Below are 23,490 nucleotides of genomic sequence, written 5' to 3'. Positions count from 1 at the left end.
TAATCTTCGTAGGACTTTTTATTAAAATTATGAAAGAATGGTAATTTCTACAATTCTAACAGACCATTTGTTTTACGAACACCTGCAGCACTTTCTTCCATTTTAGCTTTTTCGGCCTCAGTCAATTCAATCTCAACAATGCTTTCAATTCCGTTTTTACCTAGAATTACTGGTACACCTATACTGATGTCAGTCATTCCATACTCTCCTTCTAAAAGAGTTGAACATGGGAACATTTTCTTCTGATCACAAGCAATAGCCTGAACCAAACCAGACACTGCAGCTCCTGGCGCATACCAAGCAGAAGTTCCTAATAACTTAGTAAGTGTAGCACCACCAACTTTAGTGTCTTCACTTACTTGAGTAAGACGCTCTTCAGAAAGAATTTTATGAACCGGTAAGCTATTACGAGTAGCCAAACGTGTCAAAGGAATCATTCCTGTATCACTGTGACCACCGATAACCATACCGTCAACATCTGAGATTGGAGCCCCTAAAGCCTCTGCCAATCTGTATTTGAAACGAGCACTATCTAAAGCACCACCCATTCCAATAATTCTGTTTTTTGGAAGTCCAGTTGTTTTATGAACCAAATAAGTCATGGTATCCATTGGGTTACTCACCACTATGATGATCACATTTGGAGAATGATTGATCAAATTATTAGCTACTTCTTTTACAATTCCGGCATTAATTCCGATAAGCTCCTCGCGAGTCATACCTGGTTTACGTGGAATACCACTAGTAATCACTGCAATATCAGTATCTGCAGTTTTAGAATAATCTTTGGTAACTCCTGTAATCTTGGTGTCAAAACCATTTAAAGATGCGGTTTGCATTAAATCCATGGCTTTTCCTTCAGCATATCCTTCTTTAATATCCAGTAAAACCACCTCTGAGGCAAAGTCTTTAATAGCAATATACTCGGCGCAGCTTGCACCTACCGATCCTGCACCAACAACTGTAACTTTCATATTTTTTATAGATTTATATTTAGACTTGTATGTTAAAAACACAAAGCTACTAATTTTAGCACAATCAGTAGCTTTGAAATTCTATAAAATACTTTGAAATTATAACAGTGTAGTTTAAAAAAGTGAATTAGAAATCAATCCTTTATAACATTATTTCCAAAGGTTTCTTTCACCTGCATTTTCACTTTTTCTTTATCCCCTACAATAATCAAAGTCATATCTTCAGGTCTGATATACTTTTTTGTCATCTCACTAACTTGCTCGGGCGTAATGGACATGATATGATCCACTTTACTTTCCAACCAAGATTCTGGAAGACCGTGCATGTCCAAAAAGCTCAATTGACCTATAATTCCACCAGGAGAGGAGTTTTGCAAGACAAACACCCCTGCTTCGTAATTTTTAATCCCATTAAGTTCCTCCTCTGTTGGCACTGAGTCTTGGAGTCGGATGATTTCTTTTTTTATTTCCTCAAGTGATGCCCCTGTAAACTGAGAAGTAACATCAGCAGATTCATACCATACCCCAGTTTTATAGTTGCTTTGCAAATTACTATATGGCGAATAAGTATACCCCTTATCCTCTCGGATATTACTGGTGATACGAGATCCAAACGATCCTCCCAGCAATGAGTTGGTTATACTCAAAGCTAAGAAATCAGGATTGGTAGGGTCTATGGTGGGCAGACCATATATAATGGTCGATTGTGGCGCATTAGGACGATCTATAATCTGAACCATTTGCTGGGTATGTGGTTCTGCAATGGGGTAAGCAACCTCTGGACCCGATCCCCAGGATTCAAAATTAGCCCTAAAAGCCTCTTCTACTTTGGCAGGATCAAGCTTTCCTACCACATAGACCACAGTTCTCTTTGCACCGAAATTATCCGTATAAAACTTCGTAATGTCAGCAATAGTATAGGATGAGATCATCGTATCGCTAGGATAAATATCACCATAGGGGTGATCTGGATATATTTCTTTATAAAACGCTTGACTAGCCTGCGCGCCGGGTCTGGACAACCTGATTGCCAGAGATCGCTTCATATCGTTTTTTAAACGATCAAGTTGGGCTTCAGGCCATTTAGGGTACCGGAGCACCTCAGCCATTACTCCTATTGCCGAAGTCGTAAACTCTGACAGCACACTGGTGTTTAAAGTTGTGGCGTGTGAGCTAACAGAAATATTAAGATTTCCACCCATGGTCGCCATGGTATCAGAAATTGCTCTAGCATCCATGGAACGGCTCCCCTGCTCCATCAAATCCGCTAGTAAGTCAGAAAGCCATACTTGGTTCTCATTTTCGTTAATATTACCCGTTTTCACCTGAATACTGATGGTCGCCTTAGGAATAGCTCCATATGGCACCATGACAAGCTCCATACCGTTATCAAGGTGGACAACTTGCTTTTCAGGCAAGTTAAATGCCCGAGGTTCGCCACCTTCTGGTGGAAGTTGTTTCTCCTGTGCAGAAAGTGTCCACATAAAAGTGAGCGTTACTATATATAGGATTAGTGTTTTCATTTTTGGCTGTTTTTAGAATTATCCAACAAAGGGTTAACCACCAATATGGTTCTATTGGTTGGTCGTAGATAAGAATCGATTGTGCTAAGAATAAGCTCGGGAGTGACTTTTTTAAATTCGTCCTCAAGTGAATTTATCCTGCCTGGGTCATCATCGAATAGAGCAAAGCTACACAGCAAATCTGCTCTTCCTAAGCCAAAGGATCCACCGAGATCATCATACAAACTGGATCTCATTTTCACTAAAGCTCCTTCTAGATTTTCTTTTGTAATCTGTGACTTTAAGTTTGTAATCACGGAATCCACAGCAGCGATCACCTCATCCTTGGAGGTATCATTGTCATAGGTAAGGTTAAACATCCAAAGCATAGGGCCTTGGTAATTAAACATATTCCCCAAATAGTTTATTCCCCCACTAACGCCGGAGGTATATCCTTTATCGTTAACTAATTTTTGTCGAAGCAATGAATTATCTCCTTGTACTAAGATCTGATCTATTAATCCCATTGCATAATACTCAGGGGTATTGCGCTCAGGCATCTTATAGGCTACAGCGATTGCTGGCTTATTGGCCAAGGAATCATTCTTTACAAAGGATTTTTCTTCAGTCTGCATGGGTTCGGCAATCTCAGGCCTGGGAGGGAGCTGCGCAGAGGGAATATCTCCGAAATATTTTTGAACCCACTGCTTCACCTCTTCATATGAAAAATCACCCACTACAGCCAAGGCAGCATTGTTGGGTGCATAGTAGGTTTTAAAGAAATCTGAAACGTCTTCCAAATTAGCAGAGTCTAGATCTTCGAGATCTCCATAGAAATTATGGGCATTATACCAATTTTCATTCGCGTATTGCGGCATATCTAGCCAAGGAAATCCACCATAGGGTTGATTGAGGACATTGACCTTCACTTCATTTTTGACCACCCCTTGTTGATTGGTGAGATTGTCCTGAGTAATATCCAAGCCTCTCATACGATCAGCCTCTGCCCATAACATGGTCTCTAACTTATGAGCTGGTACAATCTCAAAATAATTGGTGAAATCAAAACGGGTGGATCCATTGAGAACACCCCCGTTCTTTTGAACTAAATTGATGAATTCCATTTTACCGAGGTTCTTAGAACCTTGGAACATCATGTGTTCAAATAAATGAGCAAAGCCCGTCCGTTCCTTCGGCTCTATTCTAAAGCCAATATTGTAGTACACAGCTACAATAGCTGTTGGGGCAGTAGTATCCCTTGAAAGGATAACCTTGAGCCCATTGTCAAGTTTGTAGTACTCTACAGGCACCTTATAGGCGCTTATAGAATTCTCCTCTTTGGCACTGGATTGCTGCTCATTACATGACAGACATAACAGGCACAGAAAAAACAAAAGTTGTAGTTTCATAAAAGAAATTTTTAAAGTTTTGAGTTGATGGTTCTTACTAAATTACAAAAACAATGCACTCTTACTAATAAATCTACAACTTATTCGCTAAGCAACCTACCAGGCATCGATTTAGGCTTCTAAACAACTCCTTGGGAGAAAAGCAAAAAGAGGGTAAGTAAAACTACCCTCTTTTAAGCAAACTAACATTAAAAACAGTCAACTGTTTTCTCTTCTAATTCTAATTACAAACTAACTATTATCTGTATCCTGGATTTTGATACGATTCTTTTTCAGCATCCGTCATCTCCATACCTTCAAGTTGACCTTGTGGAACCGGACGTAAATAATGGTAATCTTCAATGGTTCTGGTAAAGGTTTCGGCGGTGTGATTTCCAAGCTCCGAACCGGCGATTTCATAACTACCTGCAAGTTGTTGCCATTTTTGAGTCCTCACCAAATCAAACCAACGATACCCTTCTCCATAGTACTCGCGAGAACGTTCTGCTAGTATATAATCAACAGTAATAGTAGCAGGTGTTTCACTAACCATTTCTGCACTGTGATCTTCAACTTTTGCTTCATTACCGTTATTGTCCCAACGCCATTTACCAGCTCTGGCTCTGATAACGTTGATTAAATCTCTGGCAGTTTGGCCGGAGGTCGCTGCACCTTTAACTGCTGCCTCAGCAGCAACAAAGTAAAATTCAGAGAATTTAGCAACATTAAAAGGTCTCGTACTACCAGCATTTGGAGAACCTAAACCATCACCGTTATCAGTTCTGTAGTTACCCAATTTCCAAAGTCCTGGATAGGTAAATCTGCTGATCCCTCTAGGAGAGATTACGAAATCTGCCCTTCCAGGTAATACACCAGCACCAATTCCACTGTTGTACTCAGAATTTGAATAGTCGATAGTACCGGCAGGCTCTTCATCTAAGAAGGTTAAGACTGCATCTCCAGGATAAACTGGAATCGAATTCGCACCGTAAAGGAACTCTGCATCCAATCCACCTTTAGGCCAATTCGCCCGATAGGTGGTTACAAAAGTTCCGTCATATCTAGAATCATCAACTTTATCAGCAAAGGTCTCTTCAATAACATTGATTGTTGGACACATACGAGTCCAAGGACGTCCGTATGCCTGAGCAGCCTCTCTTTGAACAGAACTCGCTTGATCTGTCCACGCAGCATCCAATGCACTTTTTAAGTTGGTATAATTCCATGTCATCATCCAAACCGCAAAATTATCAGGTGCTCCACCACTACCATAGGTCAAGCTTCCTCCGTTATAGAGTTCACTATCCTCTGTGTGATCTGCATAAAGTAAAATCTCGTTATTTCTATCATTAGATGCCAAATTCACATCATAATAAGTTTCTTGTAATCCAAATGTTCCCGGATTTTGAATCCCTTCTATAGCCACATCATAGGCCTTTTGGAAATACCATTGTGCATCATGCCCATCAGGATCTGTTCTAGCCACCTCCGGGTAAGTTGGAATATTATTTGGATTCTCCAACCACCATGCATAGGTAAGGTAGGCTTTAGCCAAATAAAGTCGAGCAAGGGTTTGAGTTGCACCTCCCGTAACACGACCATCAACAGGGAGATCATTTACGGCTGTGATCAAATCTGGAAATATCGCTTTGGTATACACCTCAGGAACTGTATTTCTAACAGATGTTCTGGCAGTCGAAGTATTGAATTTCAATTCACCGCCACCAAGATCCAGAGGCACACCCCCGAAAGTTTGTACCAACAAAAAATAATCGAAGGCTCTAAAAAATCTCGCCTCAGCGATTAGGGCATCAGAAATCGTTCCAACGGCCGCAGCATTCTCGATAATACCGCTTGCGGTATTGATATTGGTAAATGCAGTTCCCCAAAGCACATCAGATCTACTGGTAGAGGCTGTCAATTGCCCAACACCCGAAAGATCCATATCCTTAAAGTTCCCGTCAGCACTCTGTGCATAGGTAGCCTCATCGGTTCCTGTCAAACAGGAGTTGTAATAGTAAGCTTGACCATAGATGTAACGCAAATGTGCATACATGGCCGTCAAACCTCCTAACACTCCGTTTTCAGTCTGGAAATACCCAGGCTCATAAATACTCCTAGGTTGTTCTTCTAATATATCTTTAGAACAGGAAGCTATTAAAAACAACAGCAGCCCTACCCCTATAAATTTAGCTTTATAAATACGTTTCATGCTTCTAGTTTTTTAAAATGTTAGATTTAATCCTACCAAGAAATTTCTTGTTGCAGGAGTATTGGTCCCAATAATTAATAGCCTTCTCTGTCCACCTACAGCTACATTTTCATCACCATAAGAGTTGGTTTCAGGATCCATACCTGATTCATTGTAATACGGAGAGAACATCACTAGTGGATTTTGAACTGTAACGTACAGTCTGAACTTTTCAAGTCCAAGATCAGAGAAGAATTCCTGATCAAAATTGTATCCTAAGGATAAGGTTCTGATTTTAAGATAAGAAGCATCAAAATATCCTAAGGTACTTCCGTATTTTGGATTATCACTACTTTGAACACCACCTGGTTTAGGATATTTAGCATCCGTATGCTCTGGAGTCCAGTAATCCACACGTACATTATTTCCGGCGCGTCCATTTAAGGTGTTCAAGTAACCTGAAGAACTGTAAAGTGAGCTGATTAACACACCTCCACTCTTAAATGCCCCAACGGCAGTAAGATCGAAGTTTTTATAAGAAAAGCGTGTGTTAAATCCACCTTGGAAATCAGGCTCCAGACTCATGATCTGTCTATCATCTGGGCCAATAGCACGCTCTGGAGTTCCATCGGCATTGTAATCCCCGGTGTATTTAACTTTGATCATTCCCGGATTACCTCCTGGTTCCAAAATATCTAAATGCGGATCATCTTGTTGCCATAGTCCAACTTTTTCGTAATCGTAGATTACGTTAATTGGATGATTTACAAACCACCAGTTAGACTCATCACGTTCTTGCCCGGAAGCTAGTTTGACAAGTTTATTTCTGTTGGCATAAACATTAATTCCTGCCTCCCAGCTAAATCCATCAGGATTATCTATGATTAAACCACTTAAAGAAAGCTCAACCCCTTTGTTTTGAGTTTGTCCTATGTTAGCGGTATAACTATTAACACCAGAGGTAGAAGGAAGGTTTACTCCTAATAGTACATCCTTTGTATCTTGGATGTAGTATTCAACAGTACCAGAGAGTCTGTGATTGAAAAGTGAAAAGTCAAGCCCGAAGTTCCACGTCTCGGAATACTCCCAACCTAGTTCAGAATTAGGCAATTCAGAAACATAATATCCTGTGGAAAATTGATCTCCAAAGTTATAAGGCCTTGTATTGAGAAGTCCTAATGTTTTATAAGGGTCGATGGCCTGATTCGCAGTTTGCCCATAGCCTACTCTTAGTTTTAACTGATTGATCACAGAGCTATTTTCTAAGAAGGACTCTTTCCCAATATTCCATCCTGCCGATACTGCAGGGTATGAATGCCATTGTTGACCATCTGCTAAACGAGATGAACCATCGGAACGGAACGCAGCACTCAACATATAACGATCATCATAAGAATACATCACCCTTCCCATATAGGACATCAAGCCCCATACAGAATACCATTGTTGTCCTGGATCCACTTTGATTTCTCCTTCAGCTCTTCCTAAATTGTAAAACTGAAAGTGATCAGCTGGAATATCCTGAGCAGACATATAAGAACGGTTGTAACGTTCCTCTTGAGAAGAATATAATGCCGTTACATTAATATGGTGTTTGTCCGCAATAGTCTTATCATAGGTTAGTACGTTCTCTACAGTCCAGCTTGTAGTATGTGAATTAGCTACTGAGGCCGAAGACGGATTGTTTGGATTCCCATTAAAGACACCTTCTCCGGTATAATTACCATCATTACTCTGTCTATAGTTAAGCCCTACATTAATTCTATATTTTAATCCATCAATAAATGGAATCTTTAATTCCCCGAACAAACTGTTATAAGAACTAAAGGATCTGTTTTGGTTGACATATCTGTCTCCTAATGCATAAAAACGATCATTAGTTGGCACCCATTGTGCACCAGAGGTTTGTTCTAGAATGGTTTCTTTCAAACTACCATCCGGATTGTAAGGATTTGCAATCGGTGAACGAGCAAGCGCCATACCTACTGCAGGAACACTACTCCCATCAGTAATAGCATAGTTCGAATTTGTTGTAAGACCCACTCTTAGCAAAGAGCCGATGTTTTGATCAAAACTAGCACGCATAGAAATGCGCTCATATTCCTGTAAAGGAATAATACCTTCATTTTTGTAGTATCCCAATCCAAAATTATAACTTCCGCTCTCAGTTCCACCGGTAACCCCAACATCATGGCTAGTCAACGAACCGGTTTGAAAGATAAGGTCTTGCCAATCGGTGTAAATATCATCAGACTCATCAAGTGTATTTTGATATTGTCCCGCTGCAGCTCTAAGTTTCACAAACTCCTCTCCGTTCATCATTGGAAATTCCGAAAACAACGTTGAGATTCCAGAGTAGCCGTTGTAAGTGAATTTAGCTTTCTGTCCTGCAGTGCCCTTTTTGGTGGTAATTAAGATAACTCCATTCGCACCACGAGAACCATAAATGGCAGAAGATGAAGCATCCTTCAAGATATCTATACTCGCTATGTCATTTGGATTTATATCACCTATAGACCCAGCAAACGGAATTCCATTGAGTACGATCAAGGGATCATTACTTGCATTTAAAGATCGTGTACCACGAATCCTAATTTGCATAGATGCTCCTGGCTTGGAGGAAGTCTGAGTCATTTCAACTCCAGCAATTCTACCCTGCAGGGCTTGAGAAATGTTAGGCGCCGGGACTTCTTGAATCGCTTCTGATTTGATCGAGGCTACAGAACCCGTAACCGCTTCCCGTCTTTGGGTACCGTAACCCACAACCACCACTTCATCAAGTTGCTGGGTATCTTGAACAAGAGTCACATTAACGGTGGATCTCCCGTCAATTTTAATATTCTGGGCGGAGAAGCCGATATAGCTAAACTCCAACGCAGCGTTTGGTGAAACATTATCAAGTGAATATTTCCCGTCAAAATCTGTAGTAGTTCCCTTATCAGTACCAGAAACAATTACAGTTACACCGGGCATAGGACCAAATTGATCGGAAACCACACCCGAAACATTTTGGTTTTGTGCATAAAGCACATTACCAAAGACAAAGAGCATGAAAAAGAGGGAACCTAAAAGTTTTCTCCTTTCATAATGAATTTTAAATAAAAATCGGTCAGTCATTTTATAGAATGTTTAATGAATAAGTTAGTTTAATGCGTTATTAGTTAAAATATTCGAAATTTTATTTGATGTGATAAATATACATAAATAATCGATCAACGCAATCGGTTGCGCAATTATTTTACAAATACAGAACTTAAAAAGTCTAACCTGGGAAACTGAAAAGGTATAACCATCTTATTTTCAGTATGTTAAAAATTATAACAATTTAAGAAAACGATTGATTTTATTTTTTTATATATTCGTGCGGATAATTCAATAAAAGTACAACCAATAATTCAATGAATTCATGAACAAATCAACATTATTAAGCAGTAAGCACCCAAGTCTTTTTTATGCCGCCCTGGCATTTACTGTCTTCTGTGTAAGCTGCAACACCAACACGAAAAAACAAGCCACTACCCAAAGCACAACAGTAGACAGTGTTCCATCCGAAGTAAAAACCGAAAAATACCCAGTACTTGTATCTGATCTGTATACTGCAGATCCGTCAGCTCATGTATTTGAAAACAAAATATACATCTACCCTTCTCACGATTGGGATTCAGGAGTGCCTGAGGATGATCTCGGAAACCATTTCAACATGAACGACTACCATGTGTATTCCATGGATAGTTTCGGTGGTCCAGTTAAAGATCATGGAAAGGTGCTGGAATTAGCTGATGTTAAATGGGCTAAAAAACAATTATGGGCTCCGGATGCTGCAGAGAAAGACGGAACCTATTATTTCTATTTTCCGGCAAAGGACTCTTCTGATATTTTTAGATTAGGCGTTGCAACAGGCCCAACACCTTCGGGACCATTCAAAGCTTTAGATAAACCAATCGCTAACACCTATAGTATTGACCCTTCTGTTTTTAAAGATGGGGACGACTACTATATGTATTTTGGAGGAATCTGGGGTGGACAACTACAACGCTGGGACAATGGAACCTACAAAGGAACAGATACTTATCCTGAGGATGACCAACCTGCTTTGACGGCTAAAATCGCTAAGTTAAGTGATGATATGGTTACTTTGGCTGAGGAACCAAAAGATGTTATTATCCTTGATAAGGAAGGAAAACCTTTATTAACTGGTGATAACGAGCGTCGATTCTTTGAAGCAGCTTGGGTTCACAAATATAACGGAAAATACTATTTCTCTTATTCCACAGGTGACACTCATAATATTGCTTACGGTATCGGTGATTCTCCTTATGGTCCATTCACCTATCAGGGAGTGATCCTTAAACCAGTATTAGGCTGGACAAACCACCATTCTATTGCAGAATTTGATGGGCAATGGTATTTATTCTTCCATGACAGTTCACTTTCAGGAGGTAAAACATACTTAAGAAGTATGAAAATGGCTCCAATTGAATATAACGCTGATGGAACTATTATAACCATTGACGCTATGGTAGAACAACCATAGGACCACCAAAACAACCAATAATACACTAATCGCCGGGTTATACGGCCCGGCAAAACCATATTCTTGATGAAATCTTTACTGATTACTTGTCTGTTACTCTTTTACGGCATCCATGTACATTGTCAAATAGAATTACCAAAACTGATAAGCGATGGCATGGTGCTACAACGAGACATACCCCTGACAATTTGGGGATGGTCAACCGCACAAGACACCGTTGAAGTACAATTTAACAGCAGCACACATCAAGCAATAGCGGATCATACGGGATATTGGGCTACCACACTGCCCCCTATAGAGGCAGGTGGCCCTTACCAAATGATTATTAGCAACACCGATTCAAAAATCACTTTAAATGATGTACTGATCGGTGATGTATGGTTATGTTCAGGACAATCCAATATGGAGATATCCTTACAGCGGACAAGTCCTATATATCCAGAAGAAATCAAAAACGCAAACTTTGAAAACATCCGATACTTCGAGGTGCCTAAAACATTCAATTTCAAGGGAGCTCAAGACCGAATTCCAGGTGGGAAATGGACAAAAACAACACCGGAAACAGTCTTGAAATTTTCGGCGGTAGCCTATTTCTTCGCCCATGAAATCCACAGCACTTACAACGTACCAATTGGCCTAATTAACTCTGCATTAGGCGGATCTCCAGTAGATGCATGGTTAAGTGAAGAGGCATTGAAAAGATTTCCAGAGGCACACAAACAGTACAAAATATTCCAACAAGACCACTATATAGACTCCATTAAACAGGCAGATCAAAATCGCATTCAGAACTGGTATAAAACTGTAAATAAGCAAGATAAAGGAATACAGAAGAACTGGAAAGCAAAAGACGTGAACACTGATAACTGGAAAAAAATACAAATGCCAGGATTCTGGTCTTCCACCTATCCTGAGCTTAAACAAGGAATTGTTTGGCTTAGAAAAGAATTTAAAGTTTCTAAAACTGCATCAACCAAGGAGTCTAAACTCCTTCTAGGAACAATTGTTGATGCAGACTCCGTATTTGTCAATGGGAGTTACGTTGGTCATACCACCTATCAGTATCCTCCCAGAAGATATATCATACCTTCAACTATTTTACAGGAAGGCATAAACACTATTGCCGTAAAGGTCATTAATGAAAGAGGTCGAGGAGGATTCACACCCCAAAAAGAATACAAAATTGAAGTTGGAACCGAAGAAATCGACCTTCAAGGCAGTTGGAGTATACACCAAGGTTCATCAGCAGAACCTTTGGCAGGACAAACCTTTGTCCGTTGGGAGCCAGGTGGGTTATATAACGCCATGATAGCTCCTCTTTTGAACTATCGTATCAAAGGCGCCCTTTGGTACCAAGGTGAATCAGACACTGGTGCAGCTCAGAAGTATGAAGAACACTTCACTACTTTAATTAAAACATGGCGAGAAGATTGGGGCCAAGGTAAGTTTCCGTTTCTTTATGTACAGCTGGCAAACTTCATGCAAGCCAAGGATAAACCTTCCCAGAGCAATTGGGCAGCACTAAGGGATGCGCAACTACAAAGCTTAAAAATAGATCATACAGCGATGGCTGTAACCATCGATATAGGGGAATGGAATGACATACACCCCTTAAACAAAAAGGATGTCGGACATCGTCTCGCATTGGCTGCAGAGCACTTAGCTTATGGAAATGACAACATTGTATATTCTGGACCACAATTCAAATCCCAGAAAATCAAAAAACAAAAAATCATCCTGAGCTTTGATCACATAGGCCGCGGTTTAACTTCAAAAGGACCTTTAAAGGAATTTGCAATCGCCGGAGCCGATAAGAAATTTGTATGGGCAAAGGCACAGATCAAAGGCGATAACATTGAAGTTTGGAGCCCTGATATAGCCCGACCAAAATATGTTCGATATGCGTGGGCAGACAATCCGGAGCATGCAAATCTATACAATAAAGAAGGTCTTCCCGCTAGTCCATTTAAGACTGATCGTTAATCGGTCAAAAACTCAAGAAAAATACAAAAATAAACCCTCTTATTGCTAGGAAAAAGGTCTATTTCACACAATCGGTTGCATTAGGTTTTTAATTGAGATAATCCCAAAGAATTAAAACCATTTCACCTATGGATAAAATTAACATTAGGGACTCTAGGATTATCACTAAATTTACGAATTCAACTAACTATCATGAAAAGATTCGTATTCATCACCGTTATAATGTTTCTTGGGACGTTATCAGGTTTACATGCGCAATACAATAATGCGCCTTCGAAGGATGCCACGCGTTGGCAAATGCTCAAATATGATACCGGAAGTATTTTTGGAGGGATTATACACTCCTATAGCCGACCATTTCATTGGGAGAAGAAACAATGGTTACAGTTCGGCGGTGTTGCCGCCGGAGCTTCAATCCTGTACATTTTCGACGATCAAACTACACAATATTTCATAGACCAGGCAGATGATGTCCCTCAAGTTGTCCGCGACTACGGTTGGTATTACGGAAGCCCGCAAAACAACTATATGATTACAGCTGGGGTATACGCAACAGGTTTGGCACTGAAAAACGAAAAACTCCGCAGAACCGGGGTACTTTTAATTGCCTCTGCCTCTGCTGCCGGTTTATTACAACAAGCAAGTAAATATGCCTTTGGTAGAGCACGTCCTCGAAGTGGTGATGACAAAAATACCTTCTACCCATTTTCTACCAATAAAGACTATCATTCGTTTCCTTCAGGGCATGCTATTTTAGCCTTTACCAATGCCTATGCCATTGCCAAACAATTCAAAAGTCCTTGGGTTAAAGGTGGTCTATATGCTGTTGGTCTAGTCCCGGGTGTGTCAAGGTTATGGGAAGGCGCTCACTGGCTTTCAGACGTCGTTGTAGGTGTTGCTATCAGTATTGCTACAGTCGAGGCCATCGATAAGTACTTAGATAGTCGATATGATCAAAAATACAATCAACGTCAAAAGAAATACACTTGGAACTTACAATTCGCTCCAGGACAACTTGGAGTTAGTGTAAATTTTTAGAGCTAAGGACATAGGACCCTTATTTTCAGTATAGAAGAGGTTAAACAGCTACACAACATAACAGTTTTAAAATCCTTAAATGATCTCTAGTTCAATATTTAGTTTCTTGAACTAATTCTTGTACCCCATTGAACATAATATTCGGATAACACCTCAAAGGTTACCCTCCTATTTTTCTTCCTAATAGAAACTGATAAATTAGGAACAATAGGCGTCAATTCTCCTTTGGATACAAGATCCATACGGTTTCTTGGTATGCCTTGAGCTTCTAGGTAATCCGTCACTGATTCTGTTCTTTGTATACCGACCCACTGATTTATGGAAGCACTACCTAAATCACAAGTATATCCGATCACTCTTAGATTCACACCTTCCACTCCCTTGACCAATTACGCTATGGAATCCAATCTCACTTTCAAGGGTGATGGAACCTAAAAAGCTAGATTGAAAGTAAAGTAGACTGGAGTAACTGTTAAATTGTATGTAAGTATCGAGAAAAAAACACATCGTATTACCTGATAAAGCCAAAGAATAATCTTATGACTTCTCATCAATGCCGTCCAAAATTTGTTTAATTTTGCCTTAATTAAGTTCATTTTTCTAAAGGCTCTTTCGATCAGTATAAGTTCACAAATATCAAACCTTCCACCACAGCCTGGAGTATACTTCTTTTATGACGATGAGGATCGGCTCATTTATATAGGGAAGAGCATTAATATTCAAAAAAGAGTAAAACAGCATTTCGGTGGTAAGGACAGGAAGTCTATTAAAATTCAGCACTTTACAAAAAAGATCACCTTTGAGAGCACAGGAAGTGAGCTCATTGCGCTTCTCTACGAATCGGATTTAATCAAAAAAAACAAACCCATATACAACCGAGCACAACGTCGTACACTTTATCAATACGGCCTGTTTTTAAACGAAGTTCATGGATATAAGAGCTTGAGCATTAAAAAAATTGGTCATGACATTGACGAACTTACAACCTTCACATCCCTTACTGAAGCCAAAGAAGCTTTATTTAAGATAACGGAAAAATATGGACTATGTCAAAAAATAAATGGCCTATATAAATCTAAATCAGCATGCTTTCAATACCAAATCAAAGCATGTAATGGTGCGTGTTTATCAATAGAACCGGTTGAATCGTATAACCAAAGGGTGGATGACTTCATCAACCATAATTTCCCGAAGAAATTCACACAACTTTGCGAACTACCCGGTAGAAAAGAAAATGAAATCGGCATTGTTTATATTGAAAATGGTGTGTACAAGGGATTTGGATTTTGCCCTAGAGATACTCCCAAAAAACAATTGTTAGAATGCATCTCTTTTCGACAAGATAATCGAGATGTCCGGAGAATTCTTATGCGATTTCTAGTCAGAAAATATAGTAGGAAATAGCTATCTCTATAAACAAAGAATCCTGCTAAAAAATACTAATCAGAAATAACAAAGGTTTTTAATAAATTTTTAGAGGAACTATTTGGTACTTCAGAAATCAAGGCATAGTTCCCTGGCTCGAGTTTAGCTTTAAAATACCCTTTGCTTCCAGCCGTCATATCATTAACTCCACCAAGGAATTCGAAACCCTTAGGAACTGGATCAATAAGTCCTTCGAGATCGATCCAATTCATCCATGCTTCAAGGGTAGCTACATCAGAATTTTCTGCAATTCTCACGAGGTTCACATCATGTCCAACAAAATTACCATACTTTTTCTGGTCTAAAAAGTTTACCGCAATGGTAAATGTTCCGGCTTCGGTAGGAGGATTGAACACTATACCTTTTTTACTCGAGATATCAACTACTACATCAGCTGTAGGTTCTTCTATAGTTGATTTTTTGTCTGATACAATCAGCTCCTTATACATTCCCATATTAGAATGGAACATCCCGTTATTCATTTTCACATAGCATTCGATAATATAATAACCAGGTTCTAATTTTATTGTCGATTCTGCCGTTTTTCCAGGAGAAATCAACCCCACTCCACCATGCCATTTTGTTTCAGCATACCATTCAGGAAATTTACCAAAAGCAGCCATTGCCTCATCGCTTTTCCCTTCGTAGAGTTTGGCTATACCTTCTCCAAATGGAGGTAATATTTCTTCCTCATATTCCTTTACGGTTACACCCTCCTTATAATGATCAATTAGGATAAAGTGAGGTTGATTGGATTTATTTATGTACCGCCATGTATTCCACCCTTGAGGGATGGTATCTGGTGCTATAAAATTCATATCTTCGGTTATGATTTCAATAACGACTTCATTTTCAGTTTGAATTGCTTTAAGTGTTGTGCCTTTTTTCTCGTTTTTACAAGACTGTATAAACAAAAAAGTAACTAACAGCACAGTATAAATTAAAATGCATAGCATTGTTCTATTGTATTTTCTAATAGTTCCCATAAAAGTTGTTTTTAGATTAATTTCACCAACTTGATTATACTGGAAACTCTTACCCTAATATAGCCCGTATTAGCGGCTACACGAAAGTTTAATAAAATTTATGAGTAGCATTCATTAATTGAATTATGAGTCCCAATACATTGAAAGTTTAAATTACTATTGCAAATTATTAAATGGCTTTATTACGTATCTAATAAGCTATGCTAATATTTGGGAACAAAAACAGTTCTTTTAGACAATTATGCCTAACAAAACGATGGATACCTTATAGCCTTTCGCTCTTCCTTAAAAGTCTAGTAAAACATTGGAGTTATCCATGCAATATAATTATTTTTTATTAGAAACCCTACTTTTCTCACACACTTCATCGGTGATTTAAGTTAACTAAGAAGCTGTAATTCAAAAAGGTATCATACTTATCAGCTCAGGTTTAAGTTCTAAAATGATATCCCAGACACTTAATTATCTTTAGAAAATTTTGTTTTTCATGGTATTTAGATATATCAATGCGTTTTGAAATTCATAGGAAAAACCTCAATTCCCTTTTATTCTTCTCCACAGCTCCCCCAGTAATTTTTCAGCATCTCCTCTCCCCTTTTCCGTTTCTGTAAATTGCAAGACACCATTGTTATTAGTTTCAAACTTATACTGAAACACAAAATCTTGGGCAGCAGGATCCATGCTTAGTAAGCCAAAGCGTAAATCATTAAAATATAATTCGTTGTTTTTCGTGGTAATACAATACCATCCCTTAGAGATGTTTATCATCCGTTGCATTTTATCATTAGCTGTAAAATTGGCTATCAATTCATGATTTTTTGGGTACATATTAAAAACAATGGGTTGGGAATCAAACAAGGAGTAACTTCCAATCAGAAACCCACTTTTGGTCTCTACGTTGGCACTCCATAAAATGGTATTCATGGGTGTTGGGCGGGTATCCATCTGGGTATAAGCAATGTTTTGTTCGCTTAAAGCTGCTTCAAATTTTGTATACGTTATCCATTTTAAGAGCAATGTTATTGCTAGGTAGCTGGTGCTTAGTATCAATCCCATATTATTATAAAAGTGGCGCTTTTTAGAAGTTCGTTTTTGGAACATTGCAAGTATTAAAAACAAGATGAAAGGCACCGTGTAGAGAGGATCGATAACAAAAATGCTTTTAAAGGCCACTCTTGTATTAAACGGCCAAAACAACTGTGTCCCCCAGGTCGTAAAGGCATCCAACAGAGGGTGCGTAAGGAAGCACCAAAAGAACAACCACGACCATCCTTTTACATTTTTATAGCTTTCATAGCGCGAAACTAGCCAGCCAAAAACAGGTGCAAAGAGTATGGAGAAAAGTATGGAGTGTGTAAATCCTCGATGCATTTCTAAAGCAGTTACAGTATCTGTAAAAGAGCCTACAAACACATCCAAATCGGGGATGGTACCTGCAATTGCTCCATAGAGCATAGCTTTATTGCCAATTTTCTTTCCGAGAACGGCCTCTGCGACGGCTGCTCCTAATACTATTTGTGTGAGTGAATCCATATGTTTTACAAACATAGGTATCATGATCCTGGTATACGGCTCCAAGCACTATTAACACCTATAAACTATGATTATAGTTTATTTATTATATAATAAACATTTTATCCCTAAACATAATAATTTGAGAAATTTAATTGGTAACAAGTTCACCGAAGCAGATGAGCTTAATCTCATTTAGCAAATCAAGTATATAGCAACTTATATTGGAGAAAGTAACCACTATAAATGAGCTTGACGGCTATAATTAACCATGATGTAATATGCAGGTACCAACCTCGATTTATTTTTGTAAAGTAACTTTAACGGCATTTAAGCCTTTGAGCCCTTTTTCAAGTTCGAAAGATACTTTATCATTTTCTTCAATTTCATCAATAATACCACTTACATGGGTAAAATATTTCTCTTGATCTTCAGCATCAATTATAAAACCAAATCCTTTTGAAGGATCAAAAAAAGATACAGTTCCCTTTCTAACAGGGTCAAATGCCTCACGATCTTCGTCTGATGTTCTAGAAACGTTAATCGCAATGTCTTCGACATCAATTTCAACTTTTAATGATGGATCCGGTGGTGTATCTGTTAAATTACCATTGTGGTCTACATAAGCAAATTCAATTCCTTTTTTATTAGAATCTTTAGATTCTGCCTTCCGAGCTGCCATCTTTTTTCTTTTTTCTTCACGCTTTTTTAAGCGTTTTTTTTCTTTTTCTGTTTTATTGTATGTTTGTTGAGACTTAGCCATTCTTTTATTTACGAGTGTTTTATAATTAATTTGCAAGGTATTCATTTTTAATTTTTTAATAGCATTAATACTCCCAAAATTCAAGGTAGTTGTATTAAAAGTGGACAAAATTTTAATAATTTTCAATTATTAGTCTTTTTCCATTTCTTTAATCCTTCTCTTAGATTGGTTTTTAGAAAGTGTATATTTGCCTCATGCCTTTTAAAAAATTACATTCCGATATAAAAGAGATCCTAGCATCTAAAGAAATAGTTACCCCTACCCCTTTTCAAAGTGGTAGTATTCCTACAATAAAAAGTGGCGCCAATGTATATTGCACGGCTCCTGCGGGAAGTGGAAAAACCACCACCCTAATACTGACTACCTTACAAAAATTAAAATGTGAGGCTGTTGGAAACAGTCCGAGGGCTGTAATCCTTGTAGAGAATAAACAAAAGGCTTTGGAGTTATATGCTTCTTTTTTAATATATACTAGGCATAATTCGCTACGAGTTTATGTAGGATATGAACAGCTTCATATCGATATACAAAAATCAGAAATTTTTGAAGGGATAGACATTCTTATTTCCACACCGGAATCTATAAACAAGTTATTTTTATTAAATGGAGTCAATATTGCTCAATTAAAGATCCTTAGTATAGATGATGCTGAATTTCTATCTCAAAATTCGGCATACAATGCGCTGATGTCTATTACACAAAGCATTATAAAATGCCAGTATGTGCTATACTCGGATAAAATGAATCCAACATTGAAGCGCTTTGAATCCTATTTTATGGAATATTCCACAATAGTTACTGGCTAGGAACTCCTACAATTTGCGTCCTAACATTAAAGACATGATAATACCAAAACTACATTATATCTCCCAAGGATGTTCTCCAAAAGAGCATTTGGAGAACATCCAAAAAGCTTGTACATCTGGTGCAGAGTTAGTGCAATTACGTATAAAAGATATTTCTGAGAAGAAAATTCTAAAAATAGCAATCCAAGTCAGAGAGATTACCGCCCATTTTCAAACAAGATTAATAATTAACGATTATTTTAAAATAGCAAAAGAGGTTAAAGCAGATGGAGTGCATTTAGGAAAAACAGACTCCTGCCCTACTATGGCGAGAAAACATTTATACACTTGGCAAATTATTGGTGGAACGGCAAATACCTTGCAAGAATGTGAAACCTTAATTAGTAAAGATGTTGATTACATTAGTTTAGCGCCTTTTAGATCAACTGCCACTAAAGATAATTTAGGTACAGTTTTAGGTTTAAACGGGTATGTAGCAATTACTGAGGCCTTAAATACTGAAACACCAATTATTGGGTGTGGAGGTATTAGCACGGAAGATGTTAAAAGCATATTAGAAACGGGAGTTTCTGGAATTGCAGTCTCTGGTGCGATCACCCGTAATTTTAATACTATAAGAACATTTAATCTTTTGCTAAACGCCTCCATAACAGATGAACAACACTATACATTTGGGTGAATTAAAATCTAAGTTTATCTTTAAGTGGCTGCCTACGCCCATAAGCCTGTCCGAAGGGTAATATCTAGGTGAAATATGTACATTGGCAATAATGGATATAAAATCGAAGCAACTACAGCAACAATTCCAGGGATACCTTCAGACACCTTTATTATGGGGTAAACAGGCTGTTTTCGGCTTACATCAGCTACAAATTCCTAAGCAAAAGACAATAATTTTTAATAGGAAAACAGCTCATAACTTACGGCTTGGAAAATTGGTAGAACAATTTGTAGGTGAAGAGCTAAATGCGATTAAAGAAATTTCAATTTTATTAGAAAACGTACAGGTACAGAACGAGAAACAAACTATTGGTGAATTAGATTGTATTTTAGAGTATGATAAAACCCCGATTCACTTAGAAATCGTTTATAAGTTTTACTTATACGATGATTCTGCATTGGGTTCAGAGATTGCGCATTGGGTAGGCCCGAATAGAAACGATACTTTGATAAAAAAGCTCACGAAACTCAAAGAAAAACAGCTTCCGCTACTCTATAATCCGCATACAAAAACTATTTTAGAAGGACTCAACTTAAAAGCTGAAAATATATCACAACGCGTGTTGTTTAAGGCACAGTTATTCGCTCCTCACAAAAAGAATTCTTTCAAATTTGAGCAATTAAATGAAGCTTGCTTACATGGGTTTTATGTTAATGTTTCGGAAATCAATCAATTTAGAGATTGTAAATTCTACATTCCATCCAAAAAGGACTGGCTTATTGCGGTGCATCCACAAGTACACTGGCAAACCTACAATCAGTTTTCCGAAGAAATCAAAGCGCTTACTTCTCAAAGAATGTCGCCATTGTGTTGGATAAAGTATCCCAACGGAACCTTGGAAAAATTCTTTGTTGTTTGGTGGTAGTTGAAATAAAGATTTGAATGAAATTAGCTTGATAATTCAATGTGATATTTATGAGCTGCTTAATTTTTTGCAAAAAATGCTAGATGTGCAGAGGATCTACTTTTAACTACATCAGAAACTATTATCTCTTCTTCTTGTTTCGTTTATTGTAGTTTTTATCACCTTTGGTTTTTGGCTTTTTATACTTCTGTTTTACAATCCGCTTGTAGGACCCTCCTTGATTGATTTTTTTATTTTTTTCTTTCTTTTCATGAAAACTAGCTCCGGGAGCATCATCATCGATTAATTTATGTGGATTATCGGGCTCTAAAATTCTTGGTTGTTCTTCTGGGGTAAGTTTAGTAGAAATTGCTACTTCTTCAGGAAAAACTTCTTCAGGAATCTCCATTTTCATTAAAGTTTCAATCGCTTTTTTATCATCCGTTTCTTTTTCCGTGTAAAATAAAAGAGCGTTTCCTTTTGCTTCTGCTCTACCCGTTCTACCGATACGGTGCATATAATTTTCAGGAAAATTTGGGGTGTCAAAATTTATAACATGTGATATCTTATTCAAATCGAGACCACGTGCCATGACGTCGGTAGTTACCAAGATTCTATGCTCCCCCTGATCGAAAGCTTCAATGGAACGCAATCGATAATTTTGGGTTTTATTAGCATGAATTACCGATATTTCATTCTTAAAATCAGCTTCTAATGTATTAAAAACCAAATCGGTATTCTTTTTATTACCAACAAACACCAACACCTTTTGATAGGTGTCTTTGTCCTTTAACAAATGTGCTAATAAATTAATCTTAGTATAAAAATTTGGCACCTTATAACAATGCTGCGCTATATTTTCAAGCGGAGTACCACTCACCGCAACAGATACTTTTTCTGTTCCTCTGAAGAAATCGTTTATCAGCGTTTCTATTTCATCGGTCATAGTAGCCGAAAACATAATATTTTGCCTGCGTTCTGGTAAAAGTTCGAAGATATTATTCAACTGAAATCGAAAACCAAGATCCAACATCACATCGACTTCATCGATGACCAATTTTTTAATCGATTTTAACTGAAGCGCTCTACTGATTACCAAATCGTATAATCTTCCTGGGGTTGCGACAACAATATCCGTTCCTTGTGCCAACGTTTCTTTCTGTCTATTTATATTGGCACCACCATAAACGCCTGCCACCCGAATATTCAAATATTTACTGAATTTTTCAATTTCATCAACTACCTGAACAACAAGCTCACGCGTAGGAACCATAACAAGTACCCTAGGATTTACTTGTTTTGAAAACTTTAATTGTTGAAGAATTGGCAACATATATGCAAATGTCTTTCCTGTTCCCGTTTGGGCTATTCCAATAACATCTGTTCCGGACATGACCACTGGAAACGATTTCTCCTGAATAGGAGTTGGATTTTCAAATCCTAAATCTTCTATCGCGTAGCGTAATTGATTGGATATATTAAATTCTTCGAAATATGACATCTGCTCTATTTTAAATGATGCTGATACGCACCTTTTTCTTTTTTAACCTGCTATTGTTCAATGTAGAAACCAATGTATTAGCTTCAGAAGCCGGTACAGCAACAAAGGTGCAATCTTGCTTTAATTCAATTACCCCCAATTGGTCTCTATTAAGGTTTCCTTGCTTAAAAAATAAACCAGCAATATCTCCTTTTGAAATTTTATCTTTTCTTCCTCCGGAAACAAATAGCGTTTGCCAATAATTTGCTTTTAAAGGAACTTTCTTAGAAATATCTGTATTCTTAGTATTTTTAATAAAATCTGGCAAGTTTTCTTTTTCCCACTTCAGCACATAAGCAGTTCCTTTTGAATTAACTCTTGCTGTTCTACCGTTTCTATGTGTAAACTCATCACTCTTATAAGGAAGTTGATAGTGAATAATGTATTTCATCTCTGGAATATCAATCCCCCGAGCAGCCAAATCGGTTGCTAATAACACATTAAAAGTTCCATTTCTGAATTTTATCAGTGAACGTTCCCGGTCTTTTTGCTCCATCGCTCCATGGAAACAGCCATGAGAGATTCCTTTTCTCTGTAAAAAATCACTAACATCCTGAATACTATCTTTTAAATTACAAAAGATAATTCCAGGATCATTCCCTACATGTTCCAATAATTCATATAAGGTATTTAATTTTTTTTCTGAAGGAGAAACCACCGTTTTTATGGCTAATTTAGCGCTTCCTTCATTTAAATAATTTACAACTACAGGATTATCTAAACGCACAAACTTAGGAATCTTAACACCTTGTGTTGCAGAAGTTAATATACGTCTATTCACATGATTTAGCTCTCCTATAACCTGATGCATTTCGTCTTCAAAACCAATTTCTAATGACTTATCAAACTCATCCAAAACTAAGGTTTTAATGTAATGCGTAGAAAAACGCTCTTGGAGAAAATGATCCGACATTCTTCCAGGTGTCCCTATTAAAATGGCTGGCGTATGCTTCAATTCAATTTTATCCTTTGACATTGCCCTACCGCCATACACCGCATTTACTTTATAACCGGTCCCCATATTTCGGATAACCTGCTCAATTTGAATTGCCAATTCTCGTGATGGGACCAAAATTAAAGCTTGAACATCACTACATTCTGGATCCAATCGTTCTATTAAAGGAAGTAAAAAAGCTAATGTTTTTCCTGTTCCCGTAGGGGAAAGAATAATCGTATTCGTGGTGTTTTTTATGACGGAAAGCGATTCTTCCTGCATTTCATTCAATTGAAAAATATTCAATTTTTCAAGAATCTCTTGTTGTTCTTTTATTGTATTAGCCATC

At 37.9% G+C, this 23,490-nt stretch carries 18 protein-coding genes; 7 read left to right on the top strand and 11 right to left on the bottom strand.

Annotated elements, in window-relative coordinates; translation table 11 throughout:
• Positions 1-47: 47 nt before the first annotated feature.
• The 5 genes from mdh to ACN0TV_RS08510 all read right to left on the bottom strand — a co-directional run bounded on the left by mdh (position 48) and on the right by ACN0TV_RS08510 (position 9,172).
• The gene (gene mdh, locus ACN0TV_RS08530) at positions 48-974 is read right to left on the bottom strand and encodes a malate dehydrogenase (protein ID WP_417362031.1); all 927 of its coding nucleotides are present in this window, start codon (positions 972-974) and stop codon (positions 48-50) included.
• Positions 975-1,108: 134 nt separating this feature from the next.
• Positions 1,109-2,497 (bottom strand): M16 family metallopeptidase, encoded by a 1,389-nt coding sequence (locus ACN0TV_RS08525; protein ID WP_417362029.1) that lies wholly within the window; start codon positions 2,495-2,497, stop codon positions 1,109-1,111.
• The gene (locus ACN0TV_RS08520) at positions 2,494-3,885 is read right to left on the bottom strand and encodes a M16 family metallopeptidase (protein WP_417362027.1); all 1,392 of its coding nucleotides are present in this window, start codon (positions 3,883-3,885) and stop codon (positions 2,494-2,496) included. The genes ACN0TV_RS08525 and ACN0TV_RS08520 overlap by 4 nt, the downstream gene beginning before the upstream one ends.
• 238 nt (positions 3,886-4,123) lie before the next feature.
• Positions 4,124-6,076, bottom strand: a complete 1,953-nt coding sequence (locus ACN0TV_RS08515) for a RagB/SusD family nutrient uptake outer membrane protein (protein ID WP_417362025.1) — start codon at positions 6,074-6,076, stop codon at positions 4,124-4,126.
• Between the two features lie 12 nt (positions 6,077-6,088).
• Complete coding sequence (locus tag ACN0TV_RS08510; protein WP_417362023.1) at positions 6,089-9,172, bottom strand: SusC/RagA family TonB-linked outer membrane protein; 3,084 nt, start codon at positions 9,170-9,172, stop codon at positions 6,089-6,091.
• Positions 9,173-9,461: 289 nt separating this feature from the next.
• Between ACN0TV_RS08510 and ACN0TV_RS08505 the strand changes: the two genes are divergently transcribed.
• The 3 genes from ACN0TV_RS08505 to ACN0TV_RS08495 all read left to right on the top strand — a co-directional run bounded on the left by ACN0TV_RS08505 (position 9,462) and on the right by ACN0TV_RS08495 (position 13,610).
• Positions 9,462-10,589: a glycoside hydrolase family 43 protein gene (locus ACN0TV_RS08505; protein ID WP_417362021.1), complete on the top strand. Its 1,128-nt coding sequence runs from the start codon at positions 9,462-9,464 to the stop codon at positions 10,587-10,589.
• Between the two features lie 66 nt (positions 10,590-10,655).
• On the top strand, positions 10,656-12,572 hold the full coding sequence (locus ACN0TV_RS08500) for a sialate O-acetylesterase (protein ID WP_417362019.1): 1,917 nt from the start codon (positions 10,656-10,658) through the stop codon (positions 12,570-12,572).
• 192 nt (positions 12,573-12,764) lie between these two features.
• Positions 12,765-13,610 (top strand): phosphatase PAP2 family protein, encoded by an 846-nt coding sequence (locus tag ACN0TV_RS08495; RefSeq protein ID WP_417362017.1) that lies wholly within the window; start codon positions 12,765-12,767, stop codon positions 13,608-13,610.
• Between the two features lie 98 nt (positions 13,611-13,708).
• Here ACN0TV_RS08495 and ACN0TV_RS08490 read toward each other — a convergent pair whose 3' ends face one another.
• Positions 13,709-13,978, bottom strand: coding sequence for an OmpA family protein (locus ACN0TV_RS08490; protein ID WP_417362015.1), 270 nt, complete (start codon positions 13,976-13,978; stop codon positions 13,709-13,711).
• Positions 13,979-14,177: 199 nt separating this feature from the next.
• Between ACN0TV_RS08490 and ACN0TV_RS08485 the strand changes: the two genes are divergently transcribed.
• On the top strand, positions 14,178-15,014 hold the full coding sequence (locus ACN0TV_RS08485; protein ID WP_417362013.1) for a GIY-YIG nuclease family protein: 837 nt from the start codon (positions 14,178-14,180) through the stop codon (positions 15,012-15,014).
• Between the two features lie 35 nt (positions 15,015-15,049).
• Here the strand turns inward: ACN0TV_RS08485 and ACN0TV_RS08480 are convergent, their stop codons facing one another.
• From ACN0TV_RS08480 to ACN0TV_RS08470, 3 genes are all read right to left on the bottom strand, one after another.
• The gene (locus ACN0TV_RS08480; RefSeq protein ID WP_417362011.1) at positions 15,050-16,021 is read right to left on the bottom strand and encodes a hypothetical protein; all 972 of its coding nucleotides are present in this window, start codon (positions 16,019-16,021) and stop codon (positions 15,050-15,052) included.
• Positions 16,022-16,555: 534 nt separating this feature from the next.
• A complete protein-coding gene (locus ACN0TV_RS08475) occupies positions 16,556-17,554 on the bottom strand; it encodes a metal-dependent hydrolase (protein ID WP_417362009.1) in 999 nt (332 codons plus the stop codon).
• Positions 17,555-17,834: 280 nt separating this feature from the next.
• Positions 17,835-18,296, bottom strand: coding sequence for a cold shock domain-containing protein (locus ACN0TV_RS08470; RefSeq protein ID WP_417362217.1), 462 nt, complete (start codon positions 18,294-18,296; stop codon positions 17,835-17,837).
• Between the two features lie 194 nt (positions 18,297-18,490).
• Between ACN0TV_RS08470 and ACN0TV_RS08465 the strand changes: the two genes are divergently transcribed.
• The 3 genes from ACN0TV_RS08465 to ACN0TV_RS08455 all read left to right on the top strand — a co-directional run bounded on the left by ACN0TV_RS08465 (position 18,491) and on the right by ACN0TV_RS08455 (position 20,688).
• The gene (locus tag ACN0TV_RS08465; RefSeq protein WP_417362007.1) at positions 18,491-19,102 is read left to right on the top strand and encodes a DEAD/DEAH box helicase; all 612 of its coding nucleotides are present in this window, start codon (positions 18,491-18,493) and stop codon (positions 19,100-19,102) included.
• 34 nt (positions 19,103-19,136) lie between these two features.
• A complete protein-coding gene (gene thiE / locus ACN0TV_RS08460) occupies positions 19,137-19,781 on the top strand; it encodes a thiamine phosphate synthase (protein WP_417362005.1) in 645 nt (214 codons plus the stop codon).
• 91 nt (positions 19,782-19,872) lie between these two features.
• The gene (locus tag ACN0TV_RS08455) at positions 19,873-20,688 is read left to right on the top strand and encodes a DUF1853 family protein (RefSeq protein WP_417362003.1); all 816 of its coding nucleotides are present in this window, start codon (positions 19,873-19,875) and stop codon (positions 20,686-20,688) included.
• A gap of 121 nt (positions 20,689-20,809) precedes the next feature.
• Here the strand turns inward: ACN0TV_RS08455 and ACN0TV_RS08450 are convergent, their stop codons facing one another.
• Positions 20,810-22,168, bottom strand: a complete 1,359-nt coding sequence (locus tag ACN0TV_RS08450; RefSeq protein ID WP_417362001.1) for a DEAD/DEAH box helicase — start codon at positions 22,166-22,168, stop codon at positions 20,810-20,812.
• 10 nt (positions 22,169-22,178) lie between these two features.
• Positions 22,179-23,489 carry a DEAD/DEAH box helicase gene (locus tag ACN0TV_RS08445; RefSeq protein ID WP_417361999.1) on the bottom strand — a complete coding sequence of 437 codons (1,311 nt, stop codon included), beginning with the start codon at positions 23,487-23,489 and terminating at the stop codon, positions 22,179-22,181.
• Position 23,490: the final 1 nt, after the last annotated feature.

This window comes from Galbibacter sp. (assembly GCF_048266365.1).
Classification (GTDB): Bacteria; Bacteroidota; Bacteroidia; order Flavobacteriales; family Flavobacteriaceae; genus Galbibacter.
The sequence above is the reverse complement of the archived record's forward strand: the minus strand, read 5'-3'. Positions and strand labels throughout refer to the sequence as shown.

Excerpts from the sequence above, each read along its gene's own strand:
- ACN0TV_RS08515 (WP_417362025.1), bottom strand. The coding sequence starts at position 6,076 with ATGAAACGTATTTATAAAGCTAAATTTATAGGGGTAGGGCTGCTGTTG.
- ACN0TV_RS08470 (WP_417362217.1), bottom strand. The coding sequence starts at position 18,296 with ATGGCTAAGTCTCAACAAACATACAATAAAACAGAAAAAGAAAAAAAA.
- ACN0TV_RS08520 (WP_417362027.1), bottom strand. The coding sequence starts at position 3,885 with ATGAAACTACAACTTTTGTTTTTTCTGTGCCTGTTATGTCTGTCATGT.
- ACN0TV_RS08465 (WP_417362007.1), top strand. The coding sequence starts at position 18,491 with ATGCCTTTTAAAAAATTACATTCCGATATAAAAGAGATCCTAGCATCT.
- ACN0TV_RS08450 (WP_417362001.1), bottom strand. The coding sequence starts at position 22,168 with ATGTCATATTTCGAAGAATTTAATATATCCAATCAATTACGCTACGCG.
- ACN0TV_RS08475 (WP_417362009.1), bottom strand. The coding sequence starts at position 17,554 with ATGGATTCACTCACACAAATAGTATTAGGAGCAGCCGTCGCAGAGGCC.
- mdh (WP_417362031.1), bottom strand. The coding sequence starts at position 974 with ATGAAAGTTACAGTTGTTGGTGCAGGATCGGTAGGTGCAAGCTGCGCC.
- ACN0TV_RS08495 (WP_417362017.1), top strand. The coding sequence starts at position 12,765 with ATGAAAAGATTCGTATTCATCACCGTTATAATGTTTCTTGGGACGTTA.
- ACN0TV_RS08480 (WP_417362011.1), bottom strand. The coding sequence starts at position 16,021 with ATGGGAACTATTAGAAAATACAATAGAACAATGCTATGCATTTTAATT.
- ACN0TV_RS08500 (WP_417362019.1), top strand. The coding sequence starts at position 10,656 with ATGAAATCTTTACTGATTACTTGTCTGTTACTCTTTTACGGCATCCAT.
- ACN0TV_RS08525 (WP_417362029.1), bottom strand. The coding sequence starts at position 2,497 with ATGAAAACACTAATCCTATATATAGTAACGCTCACTTTTATGTGGACA.
- ACN0TV_RS08445 (WP_417361999.1), bottom strand. The coding sequence starts at position 23,489 with ATGGCTAATACAATAAAAGAACAACAAGAGATTCTTGAAAAATTGAAT.
- ACN0TV_RS08505 (WP_417362021.1), top strand. The coding sequence starts at position 9,462 with ATGAACAAATCAACATTATTAAGCAGTAAGCACCCAAGTCTTTTTTAT.
- thiE (WP_417362005.1), top strand. The coding sequence starts at position 19,137 with ATGATAATACCAAAACTACATTATATCTCCCAAGGATGTTCTCCAAAA.
- ACN0TV_RS08455 (WP_417362003.1), top strand. The coding sequence starts at position 19,873 with ATGGATATAAAATCGAAGCAACTACAGCAACAATTCCAGGGATACCTT.
- ACN0TV_RS08510 (WP_417362023.1), bottom strand. The coding sequence starts at position 9,172 with ATGACTGACCGATTTTTATTTAAAATTCATTATGAAAGGAGAAAACTT.